The 18,604-nt window shown below is 41.7% G+C and carries 17 protein-coding genes; 14 read left to right on the top strand and 3 right to left on the bottom strand.

Translation table 11 applies throughout. The annotated features are described in order from the left end of the window. Nucleotides 1-18 precede the first annotated feature (18 nt). The 6 genes from msbA to tcdA are packed head-to-tail and all read left to right on the top strand — an operon-like array spanning nt 19 to nt 5,141. On the top strand, nt 19-1,761 hold the full coding sequence (gene msbA, locus JIG37_RS14465) for a lipid A export permease/ATP-binding protein MsbA (RefSeq protein ID WP_054551380.1): 1,743 nt from the start codon (nt 19-21) through the stop codon (nt 1,759-1,761). After that, the gene (lpxK, locus tag JIG37_RS14460) at nt 1,761-2,738 is read left to right on the top strand and encodes a tetraacyldisaccharide 4'-kinase (protein WP_199529673.1); all 978 of its coding nucleotides are present in this window, start codon (nt 1,761-1,763) and stop codon (nt 2,736-2,738) included. The genes msbA and lpxK overlap by 1 nt, the downstream gene beginning before the upstream one ends. After that, nucleotides 2,728-2,925, top strand: a complete 198-nt coding sequence (locus JIG37_RS14455) for a Trm112 family protein (RefSeq protein ID WP_036968654.1) — start codon at nt 2,728-2,730, stop codon at nt 2,923-2,925. Before lpxK ends, JIG37_RS14455 begins: the two co-directional genes overlap by 11 nt. Beyond that, nucleotides 2,913-3,668, top strand: coding sequence for a 3-deoxy-manno-octulosonate cytidylyltransferase (kdsB, locus tag JIG37_RS14450; protein ID WP_055021960.1), 756 nt, complete (start codon nt 2,913-2,915; stop codon nt 3,666-3,668). The genes JIG37_RS14455 and kdsB overlap by 13 nt, the downstream gene beginning before the upstream one ends. Nucleotides 3,669-3,671: 3 nt before the next feature. Then, nucleotides 3,672-4,346, top strand: a complete 675-nt coding sequence (locus tag JIG37_RS14445) for a TIGR01621 family pseudouridine synthase (protein WP_199529672.1) — start codon at nt 3,672-3,674, stop codon at nt 4,344-4,346. Further along, the gene (gene tcdA / locus JIG37_RS14440; RefSeq protein ID WP_054561573.1) at nt 4,347-5,141 is read left to right on the top strand and encodes a tRNA cyclic N6-threonylcarbamoyladenosine(37) synthase TcdA; all 795 of its coding nucleotides are present in this window, start codon (nt 4,347-4,349) and stop codon (nt 5,139-5,141) included. A gap of 3 nt (nt 5,142-5,144) precedes the next feature. Here tcdA and JIG37_RS14435 read toward each other — a convergent pair whose 3' ends face one another. From JIG37_RS14435 to JIG37_RS14425, 3 genes are all read right to left on the bottom strand, one after another. Beyond that, the gene (locus tag JIG37_RS14435) at nt 5,145-5,558 is read right to left on the bottom strand and encodes a SufE family protein (RefSeq protein ID WP_054551375.1); all 414 of its coding nucleotides are present in this window, start codon (nt 5,556-5,558) and stop codon (nt 5,145-5,147) included. A gap of 13 nt (nt 5,559-5,571) precedes the next feature. Beyond that, nucleotides 5,572-6,786, bottom strand: coding sequence for a SufS family cysteine desulfurase (locus tag JIG37_RS14430; protein ID WP_199529671.1), 1,215 nt, complete (start codon nt 6,784-6,786; stop codon nt 5,572-5,574). Between the two features lie 111 nt (nt 6,787-6,897). After that, nucleotides 6,898-8,184: a citrate synthase gene (locus JIG37_RS14425; RefSeq protein ID WP_054551373.1), complete on the bottom strand. Its 1,287-nt coding sequence runs from the start codon at nt 8,182-8,184 to the stop codon at nt 6,898-6,900. A gap of 408 nt (nt 8,185-8,592) precedes the next feature. Between JIG37_RS14425 and sdhC the strand changes: the two genes are divergently transcribed. The 8 genes from sdhC to sucD all read left to right on the top strand — a co-directional run bounded on the left by sdhC (nt 8,593) and on the right by sucD (nt 18,428). Next, the gene (gene sdhC / locus JIG37_RS14420) at nt 8,593-8,970 is read left to right on the top strand and encodes a succinate dehydrogenase, cytochrome b556 subunit (protein WP_082389167.1); all 378 of its coding nucleotides are present in this window, start codon (nt 8,593-8,595) and stop codon (nt 8,968-8,970) included. After that, nucleotides 8,961-9,308, top strand: a complete 348-nt coding sequence (gene sdhD / locus JIG37_RS14415; protein WP_054551371.1) for a succinate dehydrogenase, hydrophobic membrane anchor protein — start codon at nt 8,961-8,963, stop codon at nt 9,306-9,308. Before sdhC ends, sdhD begins: the two co-directional genes overlap by 10 nt. Then, a complete protein-coding gene (gene sdhA, locus JIG37_RS14410; protein WP_054551370.1) occupies nt 9,309-11,081 on the top strand; it encodes a succinate dehydrogenase flavoprotein subunit in 1,773 nt (590 codons plus the stop codon). It abuts the gene before it with no gap. A gap of 10 nt (nt 11,082-11,091) precedes the next feature. Then, complete coding sequence (locus JIG37_RS14405) at nt 11,092-11,808, top strand: succinate dehydrogenase iron-sulfur subunit (protein WP_054551369.1); 717 nt, start codon at nt 11,092-11,094, stop codon at nt 11,806-11,808. A gap of 84 nt (nt 11,809-11,892) precedes the next feature. Next, entirely contained in the window at nt 11,893-14,712 is a 2,820-nt protein-coding gene (locus JIG37_RS14400; protein ID WP_138600672.1) for a 2-oxoglutarate dehydrogenase E1 component, read from the top strand. Nucleotides 14,713-14,715: 3 nt separating this feature from the next. Continuing rightward, nucleotides 14,716-16,212: a 2-oxoglutarate dehydrogenase complex dihydrolipoyllysine-residue succinyltransferase gene (odhB, locus tag JIG37_RS14395; RefSeq protein ID WP_199529670.1), complete on the top strand. Its 1,497-nt coding sequence runs from the start codon at nt 14,716-14,718 to the stop codon at nt 16,210-16,212. A gap of 177 nt (nt 16,213-16,389) precedes the next feature. Then, entirely contained in the window at nt 16,390-17,556 is a 1,167-nt protein-coding gene (gene sucC / locus JIG37_RS14390; protein WP_054551366.1) for an ADP-forming succinate--CoA ligase subunit beta, read from the top strand. Next, the gene (gene sucD / locus JIG37_RS14385) at nt 17,556-18,428 is read left to right on the top strand and encodes a succinate--CoA ligase subunit alpha (protein WP_054551365.1); all 873 of its coding nucleotides are present in this window, start codon (nt 17,556-17,558) and stop codon (nt 18,426-18,428) included. Before sucC ends, sucD begins: the two co-directional genes overlap by 1 nt. The last annotated feature ends 176 nt before the right edge of the window (nt 18,429-18,604 follow it).

Here is an 18,604-nt window from a genome sequence, read left to right as displayed (position 1 = left end):
TATGAATAAGAGAGTGTTATGGATCAAACTACATCCCAAATCTATAAGCGATTAATCAGTTATGTGGGTGATTATAAGTTAATCGCGTTTTTCGCCATTGTAGGCATGATTGGCTATTCAGCCATGGATGCATTGTTTATCAATTTAATGAAGCCCTTCATTGATGAAGGTTTAAATGATCGTAACACTGATGTTTTAACTTATGCACCATTTGTTGTGATTGCATTGGTATTAGGTCGTGGCATGTTTAACTATATGTCGTCGTACTGTTTAAGTTATGTTGGCTCTCAAGTTGTAAGAACGTTGCGCCAACAATTATTCGAACATATTTTACATCTGCCGGTGTCTTTTCATGATAAAAATTCAAATGGCGATTTAATCTCTAAAATCACCTTTGATACTGAGCAGGTTCAACAAGCCATTACCAAAGCCCTGTTAATTGTTGTAAGAGAAGGGGCCTTTGTTGTTTTCTTACTTTTCAATATGTTTTATACCAGTTGGAAGCTATCACTGATATTTTTAGTCATTATTCCGCTGGTGGCTGTGATTGTTGCCTTTGTATCGAAACGTTTTCGTATGATTTCGAAAAAAATCCAATCTGCTATGGGCCAAGTAACTCGCAGCTCAGAGCAAATGTTATCTGGTCACAAGGTGATTCATGGCTTTGGTGGTCAACAGCAAGAGATAACGCAGTTTTCGGCTATTAATAATCATAATCGTCAGCAGCGCATTAAAATGGATGCAACTAAAGCGTTAAGCGTTTCTGTTATCCAAATTTTGGCAGCAAGCGCGATGGCCGTGATTTTATGGGTTGTTTCTATGCCGTCGATGATTGATACCATCAGTTCAGGTGACTTCGTATTACTAATTTCATCAATGATGATGTTACTGCGTCCACTTAAGCAACTTTCAAACGTTAATAGCGATTTACAACGTGGTATCTCTGCAGCGCAAAGTATCTTTTTGGTACTTGATGAAGAGGTAGAAAAAGACACAGGCACCTATAGCGTTGCTAAAGTAACTGGGAAAATTGAAGTAAACAATGTGACCTTTAAATACCCAACGAAAGATGAGCCTGTATTAAAGAATTTATCACTTTCGATTAATGCCGGCGAAAGCATCGCATTGGTTGGCCGTTCTGGCTCAGGTAAATCGACCATCTCAAATTTATTGCCGCGTTATTATGAGCTTGAAGGTGACAGTGAAATTTTGCTTGATGGTGTCAACATTGCTGATTACAAACTGACAGACTTACGTAAACAATTTGCACTCGTTTCACAGCAAGTGGTTTTATTTAACGACACCATAACGAATAACATTTGCTATGGCCTCGACCGCGAATTAACAAACGAGGAGTTAATGGCCGTTGCCAAGCAAGCCCATGTTTGGGAGTTTGTTAAAGACTTACCAGAAGGTTTAGATACCATGGTGGGTGAAAATGGCGTTATGTTGTCAGGCGGCCAACGTCAGCGAATAGCCATTGCTCGTGCAATATTAAAAGATGCCCCTATTTTGATTCTCGATGAGGCGACATCTGCGCTTGATACTGAATCTGAAAAACTGATCCAGCAAGCACTTGATAGCTTAATGAAAGAAAAAACATCGATTGTGATAGCACACCGTTTATCAACAATAGAAAACAGTGATTGCATTTATGTCATCGACCATGGTCAAGTTATCGAAAAGGGCACGCATGGCGAGCTACTTGAAAAAGACGGTACCTATAGTGCGTTATGTAAGATGCAGTTTGGTGAGCAGTAGTGAGTGTTATTGAAAAAAGCTGGTATAAAAAACCAGGTTTATTAAGCATTTTACTCTTGCCTTTGAGTGTGCTTTTTTGGCTTATCTCAACGCTTCGTGCTTTGTTTTATAAGCTAAATATACTTAAGGCTTTTAAAGCGCATGTTCCTGTCATTGTTGTTGGTAACATTAGTGTGGGTGGAAACGGCAAAACGCCCTTTGTTATTTGGCTTGCTGAGTACTTACAGCAGCAAGGTTTAAAAGTGGCTGTGATCAGTCGTGGCTACGGTGGTCAGTCTGATTCGTATCCACTGTTAGTGACAGAACAAACGACGACAACGCAAGCAGGTGACGAACCTGTACTTATTAAACGCCGCCTAGGTTGTGTTGTAATGGTTGGCCCTGACCGACAAGCTAGTATAAAAAAGTTAGAGCAACATGATATCGATGTCATTATTTCTGATGATGGCATGCAGCATTATAAAATGGCGCGTGATATCGAATGCTGTATTGTTGATAGTGAACGCCAATTTGGTAACGGTTTATTAATGCCTGCTGGTCCACTTCGTGAAACCAAAGCGCGCTTAAAATCGGTTGATTTAGTCATAGAAAATGGTGGCAACGCTCAAAGCCGCTATGATTTAGCATCAAGCCCATTTCGGACCGTAAGTAATTCAGAACTTGCCAATTCAGTTCAAGATAAAGGCCATGCGGTCAGTGCTATTGGTAACCCCAAACGCTTTGAAATAAGTCTTGAGCAGCAAGGCATTAACTTACTATCGACTCATCATTTTCGTGATCATTATGCCTACCAAGCAAATGACTTTAGCGATTTTGCAGATGACGCTGTATTTATGACAGAAAAAGATGCCGTTAAATGCTTTAGTTTTGCTAAACCAAATTGGTATTATTTACCTGTTGATGCAAAGCCAACAGCAGCAGTTATCGAAAAACTTAATTTATTATTAAAACAAAAAGGGATCCTCAATGGCCTTTGATACAAAATTACTTGAAATTATCGCTTGCCCAGTGTGTAAAGGTAAATTACGTCTTGATAAAGAGAATCAAGAGCTTATCAGTACTGCTGCGAAATTAGCGTACCCAATCAAAGACGATATCCCGGTGCTTTTAGAAAATGAAGCCCGTGAATTAAGCCAAGAAGAGGTTGATAAGTGGAATTCGTAGTCGTTATCCCAGCTCGCTACGCATCGACGCGTTTACCAGGTAAACCACTTGCTGATATTTGTGGTAAACCAATGATCCAACATGTGTATGAAAAAGCAGTTGCGTCAGGTGCATCACAAGTTTATGTAGCGACTGATCATCAAACAGTGTTTGATGCAGTAAAGAAGTTTACTGATAATGTATTGATGACACGAGAAGATCACCAATCAGGCACAGAACGTTTAGCTGAGGTTGTTGAACAGTTAAAACTTGAAAGTGACACTATTGTTGTCAACGTGCAAGGTGATGAGCCTTTATTGGCAAGCGAAAATGTATCTCAAGTTGCCATGCTACTTGCTGATTCTGATGCGCCAATGGCGACTTTGAGCACCAGCATTGATGAGATTGACGATATATTTAATCCCAATTGCGTGAAAGTCATTAACGATGCAGACAACAACGCACTGTATTTTTCGCGCTCGCCAATCCCTTATCATCGTGATGCGATGATGAATGATGACCGAGATAAGCTAAATCTTGCTGATTTTGCGCGCCATATTGGTATTTATGCTTATCGTGCTGGCTTCATTAAAGACTACATCGAATTACCAGAATCTCGATTAGAGCTTTTAGAGTCATTAGAGCAGCTTCGTGTACTTTATCATGGTCACAAAATTAAAATCGCAAAAGCTCTGTGTGCACCGCAAGCAGGCGTAGATACTCCTGAAGATTTAGCGCGAGTTATTGCAGTGCTTGGCAACTAAAAAATGCATGATGTAAACAATGTTCATCTTCATGCCATTGAAGATGACTTCTTTGTTTTTTATAAACCAGCAGGAGTGAGCTTTCATAGTGAACAATGTGCTGGTTTTGTCGTACTTGCTGAAGAGCTTGTTAATGAGAAGCTCTATCCGGTTCATCGGCTAGATAAAGTGACATCAGGTTTAATTATATTAGCCCGTAACAAAGAAGCTGCAGCCGAATTCACTTCACTATTTTCTGATCATAAAATAAATAAGTTTTATCTCGCAGTGAGTGATGCTAAGCCTAAGAAAAAGCAAGGTTGGATAAAAGGGGATATGCAAAAAAGTCGTCGTGGTGCATTTAAGCTGTTAAAGAGCCAAACAAATCCTGCTATCACACGCTTTTACTCAAAAAGTATTCGACCAGGGCTTCGTGCATACTTGTTAAAGCCATTCTCTGGTAAGACACATCAGCTTAGAGTCGCGATGAAAAGCTTAGGCGCTCCAATTCTAGGTGATAGTACGTATGCTGGTAGTAAAGACGAGCGCACAAACTTGCATGCCTATGCACTACAATTTAGCTATAAAGAGCAGCTTAAAGAGTATCGATGTGATTACACTTTAGGTACTCTTCTTAATGAAGTTTTTAACTCAGACGAATTCAAAGAGTGGACAGCTCCTTGGACGTTGGATTGGTAAATGAAAGAAACAACACAAGACATCCGTTTTGGTGGCATTAAACGTTTATATGGTCATCAACAATTTGATTGGTTACAACAAGCACATTTTTGTGTCATTGGTATTGGTGGCGTAGGTAGTTGGGCTGCTGAAGCATTGGCTCGAACGGGTGTAGGGCAATTAACCCTCATTGATTTAGATGATATTTGTGCAACCAATGTTAATCGTCAAATTCATGCTTTAACTGGCACCGTAGGCGAAGCAAAAGTAGAAGCGATGAAAACACGTTGTGAGTTGATAAACCCAGATATCAAAATTAATGTTATTGACGATTTCATTACGCTAGATAACATTCGTGAGCATATTCAAGGTTTTGACTATGTAATTGATTGTATTGATGCTGTAAAAGAAAAAGCAGCGCTTATTGCTCACTGTAAACGCATAAAACTACCGGTTATTACCACCGGAGGAGCAGGCGGGCAAACCGACCCTAGTCAAATCAGTTTTGGTGACGTTGCAAAGACAACTCATGATCCATTGCTTGCAAAAGTACGTTATATTTTGCGAAAACAGTACAACTTTAGTAGCAATCCAAAGCGAAAATTTAACGTCGATTGTGTTTATTCTACAGAGCAGCTTGTATATCCAACCTCCGAAGGTGAGGTTTGCCAAGCAAAACAAGGTGCAGATGGTTCAATGAATATGGACTGTAATAATGGTTTTGGCTCTGCAACCATGGTAACAGGCAGCTTTGGCTTTTTTGTTGCAGCCAAAGCGATTAGAAAATACCTAGATAAAAAACAGCGTAGTTTATAAAACTTATTGTTTTTGTTCAGCCATGGTTTGAATTTTATCAACCATGGCTTTAATACCATTCCCACGAGAAGGGCTCAAATGGCTAATTAGACCGAGTCGTTCAAATTCATCATAGGCATTAATTTGCGCCGCTTGCTCCGGTGTTAGACCATTGTATAAGGCTAAAATTAAAGCCAATAGCCCTTTAACGATGCGAGTATCTGAATCGCCCGCTAAAACCAGGCTATTTTCTGTATGATCAAAGTCGATATATAGCCACACTTTACTTTCACAGCCTTTAACTAGGGCATCATCTACTTTGAGCACTTCAGGCATAACAGGTAATTGCTTACCTAAAAGCATTATTTGACGATATTTTTGCTGCCAGCCAGCAGCTGTTTCAATGTTTTTACTAACGGCTTCAAACGCTGAATTCATAACTTATCCAAAATTAATCTAATAATTCGATACTACTTTTAACGGCACTGATAAAGGCATCGACATCAGCTTTATTGTTATATAACGCAAAACTTGCTCTTACAGTACCTGGTATGCCTAAATGGCTCATAATAGGTTGCGTACAATGATGGCCACTACGTACCGCAACACCAAATCCATCCAGTAGGGTGGCTAAATCAAACGGATGTTCATCGCGATAATTAAAACTAATGTTACCAATGTTATGTATTTGGTTTGAATAGATATTAATACCATCGATAGCTGATAATTGTTTTATCGCATAGTCAAAAACTGTATGCTCATGTTGACGCATTTGCTGAAAATCTAACGATGTTAAATAATTTATTGCCTCAGTAAAGGCAATGACACCTGCAATATTGGGTGTTCCTGCTTCAAATTTACCCGGCGCATCACGAAAAGTGCTGTGTGTTAGGTTCACTGTTTCGATCATTTCGCCACCGGTTTGATATACATCGAGCGAATTTAACAGCTCAAATCGGCCATATAGGCCTCCTAAACCTGTCGGCCCGAGCATTTTATGGGCAGAAAACACGTAAAAATCACAGGAAATTTCTTGTAAATTAGGGCGTAAATGCATCGCAGCCTGCGCACCGTCAACAATAGATATAGCATTAATGGCCTTACATGCGTTAATGATCGGCGCTAAATCAGTAATATTACCAAGGGTATTTGATGCATGGGTAATAGCGACAATTTTAGGCTCTTGTTGTTTGATAAATTCACTACAGTGCACGCTATTAATAGTTAAATCATTTTCTATCGGCAAAATAATGACTTCTGCACCGGTGCGTTGTGATAATTGTTGCCAAGGGACTATGTTGGCGTGGTGTTCAATGGCTGATAGGGCAATTTTATCGCCAGGGTTAAGCCTCGAAGCCAGACCATTTGCGATTAAATTAATCGATTCGGTTGCGCCTTTGGTCCACACTATCTCATTACTTTTTACAGAAAAATAATCTGCAAGTAGCGTTCGGGTTTGTTCATAGTTGCGTGTCGCGTTTTCACTGAGGGTATGACGGCCGCGGTGCACATTGGCGTTCTCATGGCTATAAAATCGGCTAAGAGCATTAATAACTGCCTGTGGCTTTTGCGAGGTAGCCGCTGAGTCTAAATACACCAAAGGCTGCTCATTGACTGTTTCATTCAGTATTGGAAAGTCAGCACGTATTTTAGCAATGTCGAACATGGAAGGCCCTTAACAGCAAGAATGCGACGATTTTAATTACTTTGCACAAATAGACAAGTGCAGGGCAACAAAAAAGGCCGCATAGCGGCCTTTTTTAAACGCAAATTCGTATTAACGTTTGTCTGTTGGTACGTAATCGCGTGAAGTTTCACCAGTGTATAACTGACGAGGACGGCTGATCTTGTGACCAGGTTGAGAAAGCATCTCATCCCAGTGAGAGATCCAACCAACAGTACGTGACATTGCAAAGATTACAGTGAACATGCTTGTTGGAATACCGATTGCTTTTAAGATGATACCTGAGTAGAAATCTACGTTAGGGTAAAGTTTCTTCTCAACGAAGTATGGGTCTTCAAGTGCAATTTGCTCAAGCTTCATAGCGATATCAAGAAGTGGATCTTGAATGTTTAGCTCTGCAAGTACTTCGTGACATGTTTGACGCATTACTGTCGCACGTGGGTCGAAGTTTTTGTATACACGGTGACCAAAGCCCATAAGACGGAAAGGATCAGACTTATCTTTCGCTTTAGCAACGTACTCGTCGATACGGTCAACAGAGCCAATTTCTTCTAACATGTTAAGACATGCTTCGTTAGCACCACCGTGCGCAGGGCCCCATAGAGATGCGATACCAGCCGCGATACACGCGTAAGGGTTAGCACCTGAAGAACCAGCTAGACGAACAGTTGACGTTGATGCGTTTTGCTCATGGTCAGCGTGAAGCATGAAGATTTTGTCCATTGCTTTAGCAAGAACAGGGCTTACTTTGTATTCTTCAGCAGGTACTGAGAACATCATGTGTAAGAAGTTTTCAGCGAAGCTTAAGTCGTTACGTGGGTAAACAAACGGTTGACCTACATTGTATTTGTAAGCCATCGCAGCGATAGTTGGTAGTTTAGCAACTAGCTTGATTGCGCTTGTTTTACGTTGTGTTGCGTCAGTGATGTCTAAATCTTCGTGGTAGAAAGAAGAAAGAGCACCTACAACACCACACAGCATTGCCATTGGGTGAGCGTCAAAGCGGAAACCTTGGAAGAAGTTTGCGATTTTAGTATCAAGCATTGTATTGTGCGTGATTTCTTGAGCAAACGCTTCGTATTGTTCTTTAGTCGGTAATTCGCCGTTTAATAGTAAGTAGCAAAGCTCGATGTAGTTTGATTCATCAGCTAATTGCTCGATTGGGTAACCACGGTGTAATAGAACACCTTTGCCGCCATCAATGTAAGTGATTGAAGATTCACAAGAACCGGTCGACATGAAACCTGGGTCGTAAGTGAAGTGACCGTGTGAACCTAACGTACGTACGTCGATTACGTCTTGGCCAGCAGTGCCTTGGTAAATTGGAAGTTCGATTGGATCAAGACCATCAATATGGACCGTGGCTTTCTTATCCGCCATCTATTTATCTCCTATTAAGATAACAACTCTGATTGTTATGTTCTGAATCTGTTTAAGCACATTCTTTTCATTTTAACGTGAAAGAGGGGTATAAAGTCAATTTTTATAAACATTATGCACAAATGGATAATAAATATTCTGTCAGGATTAAATATTATACTATTGGCTAATTCGCAAACGTCTCTTACTAAACAAGAATTGTAAAAAGACCTTTGGCTATATATACTATCCAAGGTTTTATACCGTATTGTCTGTAGGTAAACTTTATTTTTACATTTGAGTTTTGCATAAGTGTGAACTTTTTGTGTATCAACACGGTTTACTTAGATAGTTCCATCGAAATTCATTTTGATGGGTTTTAGAAAAACAAGTAGATGAGCCCGATAAGGGCAAGATGGGCAAGTAACTGTGAAAAAGCAAAGACCTGTAAATCTAGATCTAACAACTATATCTATGCCGGCAACGGCTAAAGCATCAATTTTACACCGCGTCACCGGTGTTGCATTATTTTTTGCTTTAACGTTTGTCATTTGGGCTTGGTCTGAGTCTCTTTCTTCTGCAGAAGGTTTTGAATTCGTCAAGGGTCTGTTCAGCGGATTCATTGCCAAATTCATAGCATGGGGCACCATTTCTGTATTGGCGTATCACTTAATTGGTGGTATCCGTCATATCATTATGGACATGGGTCACTGGGAAGAACTTGAATCAGGTAACTTCAGCGCTAAAGTTGCATTAGCTTTAGGTGTTGTAGCTGCAATTCTAGCAGGAGTGTGGATATGGTTTTAAATCAAGCAACTCTTAAACGTGATGGTGTACAAGATTTCGTATCACTACGTGCAACAGCATTAATAATCAGCGCTTACGCGATTTTTATTATCGGCTATTTTTTATGTACGCCAGAAGTCACTTTCGAAGCCTGGCAAGGCCTATTCTCTAACCTAGCAATGAAAGGGTTTACCTTAATTACCCTAGTTTGCATCATGGTTCACACCCGTATCGGCCTTTGGCAAGTTCTTACTGACTATGTTAAATGCGCTAAATTACGTGCTGTTTTAGGCTTTGTATTAAACCTTATGGCTGTTGCTTACGTAGCAATTGGTCTAATCGTTTTATGGGGTGTTTAAGTGAATTATTCTGTTCGTGAATTTGACGCTGTAGTGATTGGTGCCGGTGGTGCGGGTATGCGCGCAGCACTAGCTATCACTGAATCAGGCAAAACCTGTGCACTTATCTCAAAAGTTTTCCCTACACGTTCTCACACTGTGTCTGCACAGGGTGGTATTACGGTTGCGCTGGGTAACTCACATGAAGATAACTGGGAATGGCACATGTACGATACTGTTAAAGGTTCCGATTTTATCGGTGACCAAGACGCTATCGAATATATGTGTAAAACAGGCCCAGAAGCTATTACTGAATTAGAAAACATGGGTTTACCATTTTCTCGTTTTGAAAATGGCCGTGTTTATCAACGTCCTTTCGGCGGCCAGTCGAAAAACTTTGGTGGTGAACAGGCTGCACGTACTGCAGCAGCAGCTGACCGTACAGGTCACGCGCTATTACACTGTTTATACCAACAGAACGTTAAAAACAAAACTAACGTATTCTCTGAGTGGTACGCACTAGATTTAGTTAAAAACAGCGACGGTCACGTTGTTGGTTGTACAGCAATCGACATCGAGTCTGGTGAAGTTGTTTACTTCAAATCAAAAGCTGTTGTTTTAGCAACAGGTGGTGCAGGCCGTATCTATGCATCGACAACGAATGCACACATCAACACTGGTGACGGTGTTGGTATGGCTACACGTGCTGGCGTTGCAATGCAAGATATGGAAATGTGGCAGTTCCACCCAACAGGTATCGCCGGTGCCGGTGTACTTGTAACTGAAGGTTGTCGTGGTGAAGGTGGTTACCTTCTAAATAAAGATGGCGAACGCTTCATGGAACGTTACGCCCCAAATGCAAAAGACTTAGCATCTCGTGACGTTGTTGCTCGTTCAATGATGACTGAGATCCGTGAAGGTCGTGGTTGCGATGGTCCTTATGGTCCACACATCAAGCTTAAGCTTGACCACTTAGGTGAAGAAACACTTAACTTACGTCTTCCAGGCGTATGTGACCTTGCGAAAACATTCGCACACGTTGATCCAGCTAAAGAGCCAATTCCAGTTATCCCAACATGTCACTACATGATGGGTGGTGTTCCAACTAACGTAAATGGTCAAGCATTACAAATTGATGCGAACGGCCAAGAGAAAGTAGTTGAAGGTTTATTCGCTGTTGGTGAGATTGCATGTGTATCTGTACACGGTGCTAACCGCCTAGGTGGTAACTCACTACTTGACTTAGTTGTATTCGGCCGCGCAGCTGGTAACTTCTTAGGTAAGTACCTTAACGGTGTTGAAGCAGGTAAAGATGCGTCTGATTCAGACCTTGAAGCATCACTTGCACGCTTTAACCGTTGGGAAAGCTCTAAAGCTGGCCAAGGTGAAGACCCAGTACAAATCAAGAAAGACCTACAAATGTGTATGCAACTTAACTTCTCGGTATTCCGTGAAGGTGATGCAATGGCAACAGGTCTTAAAGAGCTTAAAGAAATTCGTGAACGTCTTCAGTACGCTCGTCTTGACGACAAGTCGACTGAGTTCAACACTGCACGTATCGAATGTCTAGAGCTTGATAACTTGATGGAAACAGCTTACTCAACAGCAGTAGCTGCAAACTTCCGTACAGAAAGCCGTGGTGCACACTCTCGTTTTGACTTCCCAGATCGTGATGACGAAAACTGGTTATGTCACTCAATCTACGATCCTAAGAGCGAAGAAATGAGCAAACGTGATGTAAACTACGCGCCGAAACTGCGTGAAGCTTTCCCACCTAAAGCACGTACATACTAGGAGCGAGACGATGGCACAAGTACAATTTTCGGTTTATCGTTACAATCCAGATGTTGATAATGCACCACGTATGCAGGACTTCTCGCTAGAAACGCAAGAAGGCCAAGATATGATGGTATTGGATGCCCTTATGCAATTGAAGGAGCAAGATCCAACATTATCATTCCGTCGTTCATGCCGTGAAGGTGTGTGTGGTTCAGACGGTATCAACATGAATGGTAAAAATGGTTTAGCGTGTATCACGCCTTTATCAACGCTACTTAAAGGTGGCAAAGGTAAAATCGTAATTCGCCCATTACCAGGTTTACCTGTGGTACGTGACCTTGTTATTGACATGAGTCAGTTCTACACTCAATACGAAAAAGTTAAGCCTTACCTAATTAACGACACGCCAGCGGCGGGTGAGCGTCTTCAGTCAATCGAAGAACGTGATAAGTTAGATGGCTTATATGAGTGTATCTTATGTGCATGTTGTTCAACATCGTGTCCTTCGTTCTGGTGGAATCCAGACAAGTTCATCGGTCCTGCGGGCCTTCTTCATGCGTATCGTTTCTTGGCTGATAGCCGCGATACAGCGACTGAAGAGCGTCTTGCTGACCTTGACGATGCGTTCAGCGTGTTCCGTTGTCACAGTATCATGAACTGTGTTAGCGTGTGTCCAAAAGGTCTTAACCCGACCAAAGCAATTGGACAAATCAAATCAATGCTTTTAAACCGCGCTGTTTAAAGCTTGAATATGTAAGGTGGTTAAGTGATTAACCACCTTGTTTTTACAACAATTAATTTCTGCGCTAAAGAAAAGGGCTTATAAATGCACGAAGGTGTGATGAAGGCATGGCTAGAATCTTCTCACTTAAACGGCGGTAACGTTGCTTACGTAGAAGAGCTTTATGAAGCGTACTTAGATGATGCGACTTCTGTGCCAGAAGAATGGCGAGAAGTGTTCGAACAATTACCAAAAGTTGATGGTGTGGATGTTGACGTTAAACATTCAGAAGTTCGTTCACAATTTGCACAGCTTGCTAAAAACAAGCATAGAGAAGTAGTGGTAGCAGAGGGTGGCTCTGGTGATCCTAAACAGGTCAAGGTGCTACAACTTATTAATGCTTTCCGTTTCCGTGGTCACCAAAATGCCAACCTAGATCCATTAGGTATTTGGCAACGCGAACGTGTTCGTGATCTAGAATTAGAGTACCACGATTTATCTGAAGCTGATTTTGACCGTGAATTCAATGTGGGTTCGTTTGCTGTCGGTCGCGAAACCATGCCATTAGGTGAGCTATATCAAGCACTCAAAACGACTTATTGTGGGTCGGTTGGTGCTGAGTATATGCACATCACTTCAACTGAAGAAAAGCGTTGGTTACAACAACGTTTAGAATCAGTGCAATCACGTCCAACGTTCTCTAAAGAAGAAAAGCTACGTATCCTTAAAGGATTAACAGCTGCAGATGGTCTTGAAAAATATTTAGGGGCTAAGTTCCCTGGTGCAAAACGTTTCTCACTTGAAGGTGGTGATGCGTTAGTACCAATGCTTAAAGAACTAATTCATCGTGCAGGTGAAAGCGGACAAAAAGAAGCTGTTATTGGTATGGCTCACCGCGGTCGCTTGAACGTACTAGTGAACGTTTTAGGTAAAAACCCATCAGAATTATTCGATGAGTTCGCTGGTAAACACAAAGACACATTAGGCTCAGGTGATGTTAAATATCACATGGGTTATTCATCTGACTTTGCAACTAAGGGTGGCAACGTGCACATGGCACTTGCATTTAACCCGTCTCACTTAGAAATCGTTAACCCAGTGGTTATGGGGTCGGTACGTGCTCGTTTAGACCGTCTAGGTGATAAGTCAGGTATTAAAGCATTACCAATTACTATTCACGGTGACTCTGCAATCGCAGGTCAAGGTGTTGTACAAGAAACATTTAACTTATCGCAAACTAATGCATTTAGTTGTGGTGGTAGTATCCGTATCGTTGTAAATAACCAAGTTGGTTTCACAACGTCTAAACAGTCTGATGTACGTTCTACACCATACTGTACTGATATTGCGAAAATGGTTCAGGCACCAATTTTCCACGTTAACTCTGACGATCCTGAAGCGGTTGCATTTGTTACTCAAATCGCACTTGATTTCAGAAACCAGTTTAAACGTGATGTAGTGATTGATTTAGTATGTTATCGCCGTCATGGTCATAACGAAGCGGATGAGCCGAACGCGACTCAACCACTTATGTACCAAAAAATCAAAAAGCATCCAGTACCTCGTCTAATTTACGCAGACCAATTAGTTGCTGAAGGTTCATTCTCAGAAAATGAAGTAAAAGCACTTGCTGATGATTACCGTAACGGTTTAGACAAAGGCAACTGTGTTGTTGAAGAAATTCAACTAGAAACATCACACTCTTCTGATTGGGCTAAGTTTGTTGGTCACGATTGGGATGTTGAGTACGATGCAACAGTATCGGTTGAAAAGTTAAAAGAGCTTGGCGAAAAAGTAGCAAGCTTCCCAGAAAGCCACAAAGCACAGTCGCGCGTTAAGAAAATCTACGACGACCGTAAGTTAATGGCAACAGGTGAAAAACCACTTGATTGGGGTATGGCTGAAACACTTGCTTATGCAACGCTTGTTGATGCTGGTACAGATATCCGTTTAACAGGTCAAGATTCAGGTCGTGGTACATTCTTCCACCGTCATGCTGTTGTTCATAACCAAAAAGATGCATCAACATACTTGCCGCTGCAAAATATCAGCGAAAAGCAAGGTGCATTTGAAGTGTATGACTCAGTTCTTTCTGAAGAAGCGGTACTTGCGTTTGAATATGGTTACGCAACAGCTGAACCTACGTCACTTGTAATGTGGGAAGCACAGTTTGGTGACTTCGCGAATGGTGCACAAGTTGTATTTGACCAATTCTTAAGTTCAGGTGAGCAGAAGTGGGGTCGTTTATGTGGTCTTACATGTTTACTTCCACACGGCTACGAAGGTCAAGGTCCTGAGCATAGCTCGGCACGTTTAGAGCGTTTCTTACAGTTGTGTGCTGATCACAATATGCAAGTATGTGTTCCTTCAACTCCAGCGCAAGTTTATGCAATGCTTCGTCGTCAATCAGTACGTCCACTTCGTCGTCCATTGATTGTTATGACGCCTAAGTCGCTACTTCGTCACCCGTTGGCAACATCTTCACTTGAAGAGTTATCTGAAGGTGTGTTCCACAATATGATCGATGAAATTGATGATATTGCAGCAGATAAAGTAGAACGCGTTGTATTCTGTAGCGGTAAAGTTTATTACGAGCTACTACAAGAGCGTCGTAAGCAAGAATTAAATAACATTGCTATTGTTCGTGTAGAACAATTATATCCATTCCCACACGCTGAGATGGATACAATCATGCAGCGTTACCAACACGTTAAAGATTTTGTTTGGTGTCAAGAAGAGCCACAAAACCAAGGTGCATGGTATTGTTCTCAACACCACTTTGTTGATGCAATCCCAGCCGGTGCTAAATTAACTTACGCAGGTCGTAAAGCATCAGCATCACCAGCGTGTGGTTACATGTCAGTGCATAATAAAGAACAACAAGCGCTCGTTGCAGATGCGCTTACTATTGAAAAGAAAGGATAAGCAATGAGCACAGAAATTAAAGTTCCTGTACTTCCTGAGTCGGTTGCTGATGCTACTGTTGCAACATGGCACGTAAGTGTTGGCGACAAAGTAAGCCGCGACCAAAACTTAGTAGATATCGAAACAGATAAAGTTGTTTTAGAAGTTGTTGCACCAAATGACGGTGTAATCACTGAAATTTCACAAGAAGAAGGTGCAACGGTACTTGGCGAACAAGTAATTGCATTACTTGGTGATGCAGATGCTGCACCAGCAAGTGACGACTCTGCACCAGCTAAATCAGAAGACGCGCCAGCGGCGCAATCAGCACCAGCATCAGAAGGTAAAGAAGTGGACATTAAAGTACCTGTACTTCCAGAATCAGTCGCAGACGCGACAATTGCTACTTGGCACGTTCAACCAGGTGAAGCGGTAACACGCGACCAAAACCTTGTTGACATCGAAACTGATAAAGTTGTTCTTGAAGTTGTTGCTCAAGAAGACGGTATCATGGGTGAGCACATTCACGCTGAAGGCGAAACAGTACTTGGTGAGCAAGTAATTGGTACAGTTAAAGCGGGTGCAGCACCGGCAGCAGCTCCTAAAGCTGAAGCAGCACCAGCAAGCGAATCAAATGACAGCTCTGACGTATTAACACCGTCAGTTCGTCGTTTAATCGCTGAGAAAGGTCTTGATGCATCAAAAATCAAAGGTACTGGCAAAAATGGCCGTGTAACTAAAGAAGATGTTGATACATTCTTAAAAGCACCGGCAGCAGCGCCTAAAGCAGAAGCAGCAGCGCCAGCAGCACCTATGGGTGACCGTACGCAAAAACGTGTTCCTATGACTCGTTTACGTAAAACAATCGCTAATCGTCTTCTTGAAGCGAAAAACTCAACTGCAATGTTAACGACTTTCAACGAAGTTAACATGAAGCCAATCATGGATCTTCGTAAGCAGTACCAAGAAGTATTCGAAAAGCGTCACGGTATCCGTTTAGGTTTCATGTCTTTCTACGTGAAAGCAGTAACTGAAGCACTTAAGCGTTTCCCTGAAGTAAATGCGTCTATCGACGGTGATGATATTGTTTATCACAACTACTTCGACATCAGCATCGCGGTTTCTACACCACGTGGTCTTGTTACTCCAGTTCTTAAAGACTGTGACAAGCTATCAGTTGCTGAAATCGAAAAAGGTATCCGTGAGCTAGCGCTTAAAGGTCGTGACGGTAAATTATCAATTGATGATATGACAGGTGGTAACTTCACTATCACTAACGGTGGTGTATTTGGTTCATTACTATCTACACCAATCATCAACTTACCACAGTCTTCAATCTTAGGTATGCACAAAATCCAAGAGCGTCCTATGGCTGTAAATGGTAAAGTTGAAATCTTACCAATGATGTACTTAGCGTTATCTTATGATCACCGCCAAATCGATGGTAAAGAATCAGTAGGTTTCTTAGTAACAATTAAAGAGTTACTTGAAGATCCGACTCGTTTACTACTAGATGTTTAATCTGGTTGTATGAAAACTAAGCTGTGAACCTCGTTCACAGCTTTTTTTTTGCGCCTTTGGTCTAACTGGGGTTTTCATGTGGAGCCTTGGGATTTATACTAAGTGCGCAATTTGGGATAGCTGTTTATTTTGCATAAATATTCAGCTCTTTTAGTATAAAAAATTGGATAAAGCATCATGAATTTGCATGAGTATCAGGCAAAACAACTTTTTGCCGAATATGGTTTACCAGTTTCTCAAGGTTTCGCTTGCGATACACCTGAAGAAGCTGCAGCAGCTGCTGAGAAAATCGGCGGTGATATGTGGGTTGTTAAAACACAGGTTCACGCAGGTGGCCGTGGTAAAGCTGGCGGTGTTAAGCTAGTTAAAACAATCGACGAAGTTAAAGAGTTCGCTGCGAACTGGTTAGGTAAAAACTTAGTTACTTACCAAACAGACGAAAATGGTCAGCCAGTAGCTAAAATCCTTGTTGAAAGCTGCACTGACATCGCTAACGAATTATACCTTGGCGCTGTAGTAGATCGTGCTTCTCGTAAAGTTGTTTTCATGGCATCTACTGAAGGTGGTGTTGAAATCGAGCAAGTTGCAGAAGAAACTCCAGAATTAATTCACAAAGCTGAGATCGATCCATTAGTTGGTCCTCAAGCTTACCAAGCTCGTGAATTAGGTTTCAAACTAGGTTTAAACCCTACTCAAATGAAACAGTTCGTTAAGATCTTCATGGGTCTTGCAAACATGTTCAACGATTTCGATTTCGCATTATTAGAAATCAACCCGCTAGTAATCACAGACGAAGGTAACCTTCACTGTCTAGACGGTAAAATCGGTGTAGATGGTAACGCGCTTTACCGTCAACCTAAAATCCGTGAAATGCACGATCCTTCACAAGAAGACGCGCGTGAAGCTCACGCTGCAAGCTTCGAGCTTAACTACGTTGCACTAGACGGTAACGTTGGTTGTATGGTTAACGGTGCAGGCCTAGCAATGGGTACTATGGACATCGTAAACCTACACGGTGGCAAGCCAGCCAACTTCCTAGATGTTGGTGGCGGTGCAACTAAAGAGCGTGTATCTGAAGCATTCAAGATCATCTTATCTGACGACAACGTTAAAGCTGTTTTAGTTAACATCTTTGGTGGTATCGTACGTTGTGACATGATCGCAGAAGGTATCATCGGCGCAGTTAAAGAAGTAGGTGTTAACGTTCCTGTAGTAGTACGTTTAGAAGGTACTAACGCTGAACTTGGTCGTGAAGTACTAGCTAGTTCTGACCTTAACATCATCGCTGCTGAATCACTAACAGACGCAGCTGAAAAAGTTGTTGCTGCTGCGGAGGGCAAATAATGTCTGTATTAATCAATAAAGATACAAAAGTTATCTGTCAAGGTTTCACAGGTGGCCAAGGTACTTTCCACTCTGAGCAAGCGCTTGAGTACGGTACACAAATGGTTGGTGGTGTAAGCCCAGGTAAAGGCGGTCAAACGCATCTTGGTCTTCCTGTATTCAACACAGTACGTGACGCTGTTGAAGCAACTGGCGCAACTGCATCAGTTATCTACGTACCAGCACCTTTCTGTAAAGATGCAATCTTAGAAGCTATCGATGCTGGCATCGAGCTAATCGTTTGTATCACTGAAGGTATCCCAACACTAGACATGGTTGACGTTAAAGTTAAGCTTGATGAAACTGGTGTTCGTATGATCGGTCCTAACTGCCCAGGTGTTATCACTCCGGGTGAAACTAAGATCGGTATCATGCCTGGTCACATCCACAAGCCTGGTAAAGTAGGTATCGTATCACGTTCTGGTACTCTTACTTATGAAGCGGTTAAGCAAACTACTGACGCTGGTTTCGGCCAATCAACATGTGTTGGTATCGGTGGTGACCCAATCCCTGGCACTAACTTCATCGACGTTTTAGAAATGTTCGAAAAAGACGAGCAAACTGAAGCTATCGTTATGATCGGTGAAATCGGTGGTACTGCAGAAGAAGAAGCCGCAGAATACATCAAGCACAACGTGACTAAACCTGTTGTTTCTTACATTGCTGGTGTTACTGCACCTGCAGGTAAGCGTATGGGTCACGCTGGTGCAATCATCGCAGGCGGTAAAGGTACTGCTGATGAGAAATTTGCTGCATTAGAAGCTGCTGGCGTAAAAACTGTACGTTCATTAGCTGATATCGGTAATGCACTTAAAGAGAAAACAGGCTGGTAATCAGTTCTAATCTCTTAAAAAAGGCTCGCTAATGCGGGCCTTTTTTGTATTTATCCCTTTCTTATAACTCGCACGAAAATTCCACCTACAAATTAAGAATAATAATGCTTTATTTGTGAATATAAATTCTCTACACTTGTGGCTTGTATATCTGTTTTTATTAAAACATTCGACTT

The sequence above is a fragment of the Pseudoalteromonas sp. bablab_jr010 genome (genome assembly GCF_016464105.1).
Taxonomy (GTDB): domain Bacteria; phylum Pseudomonadota; class Gammaproteobacteria; order Enterobacterales; family Alteromonadaceae; genus Pseudoalteromonas; species Pseudoalteromonas simplex.
This window is presented reverse-complemented; position numbering and strand designations above follow the sequence as displayed.

Excerpts from the sequence above, each read along its gene's own strand:
- msbA (WP_054551380.1), top strand. The coding sequence starts at position 19 with ATGGATCAAACTACATCCCAAATCTATAAGCGATTAATCAGTTATGTG.
- JIG37_RS14455 (WP_036968654.1), top strand. The coding sequence starts at position 2,728 with ATGGCCTTTGATACAAAATTACTTGAAATTATCGCTTGCCCAGTGTGT.
- JIG37_RS14445 (WP_199529672.1), top strand. The coding sequence starts at position 3,672 with ATGCATGATGTAAACAATGTTCATCTTCATGCCATTGAAGATGACTTC.
- tcdA (WP_054561573.1), top strand. The coding sequence starts at position 4,347 with ATGAAAGAAACAACACAAGACATCCGTTTTGGTGGCATTAAACGTTTA.
- JIG37_RS14435 (WP_054551375.1), bottom strand. The coding sequence starts at position 5,558 with ATGAATTCAGCGTTTGAAGCCGTTAGTAAAAACATTGAAACAGCTGCT.
- JIG37_RS14430 (WP_199529671.1), bottom strand. The coding sequence starts at position 6,786 with ATGTTCGACATTGCTAAAATACGTGCTGACTTTCCAATACTGAATGAA.
- JIG37_RS14425 (WP_054551373.1), bottom strand. The coding sequence starts at position 8,184 with ATGGCGGATAAGAAAGCCACGGTCCATATTGATGGTCTTGATCCAATC.
- sdhD (WP_054551371.1), top strand. The coding sequence starts at position 8,961 with ATGGTTTTAAATCAAGCAACTCTTAAACGTGATGGTGTACAAGATTTC.
- JIG37_RS14405 (WP_054551369.1), top strand. The coding sequence starts at position 11,092 with ATGGCACAAGTACAATTTTCGGTTTATCGTTACAATCCAGATGTTGAT.
- JIG37_RS14400 (WP_138600672.1), top strand. The coding sequence starts at position 11,893 with ATGCACGAAGGTGTGATGAAGGCATGGCTAGAATCTTCTCACTTAAAC.
- odhB (WP_199529670.1), top strand. The coding sequence starts at position 14,716 with ATGAGCACAGAAATTAAAGTTCCTGTACTTCCTGAGTCGGTTGCTGAT.
- sucC (WP_054551366.1), top strand. The coding sequence starts at position 16,390 with ATGAATTTGCATGAGTATCAGGCAAAACAACTTTTTGCCGAATATGGT.
- sucD (WP_054551365.1), top strand. The coding sequence starts at position 17,556 with ATGTCTGTATTAATCAATAAAGATACAAAAGTTATCTGTCAAGGTTTC.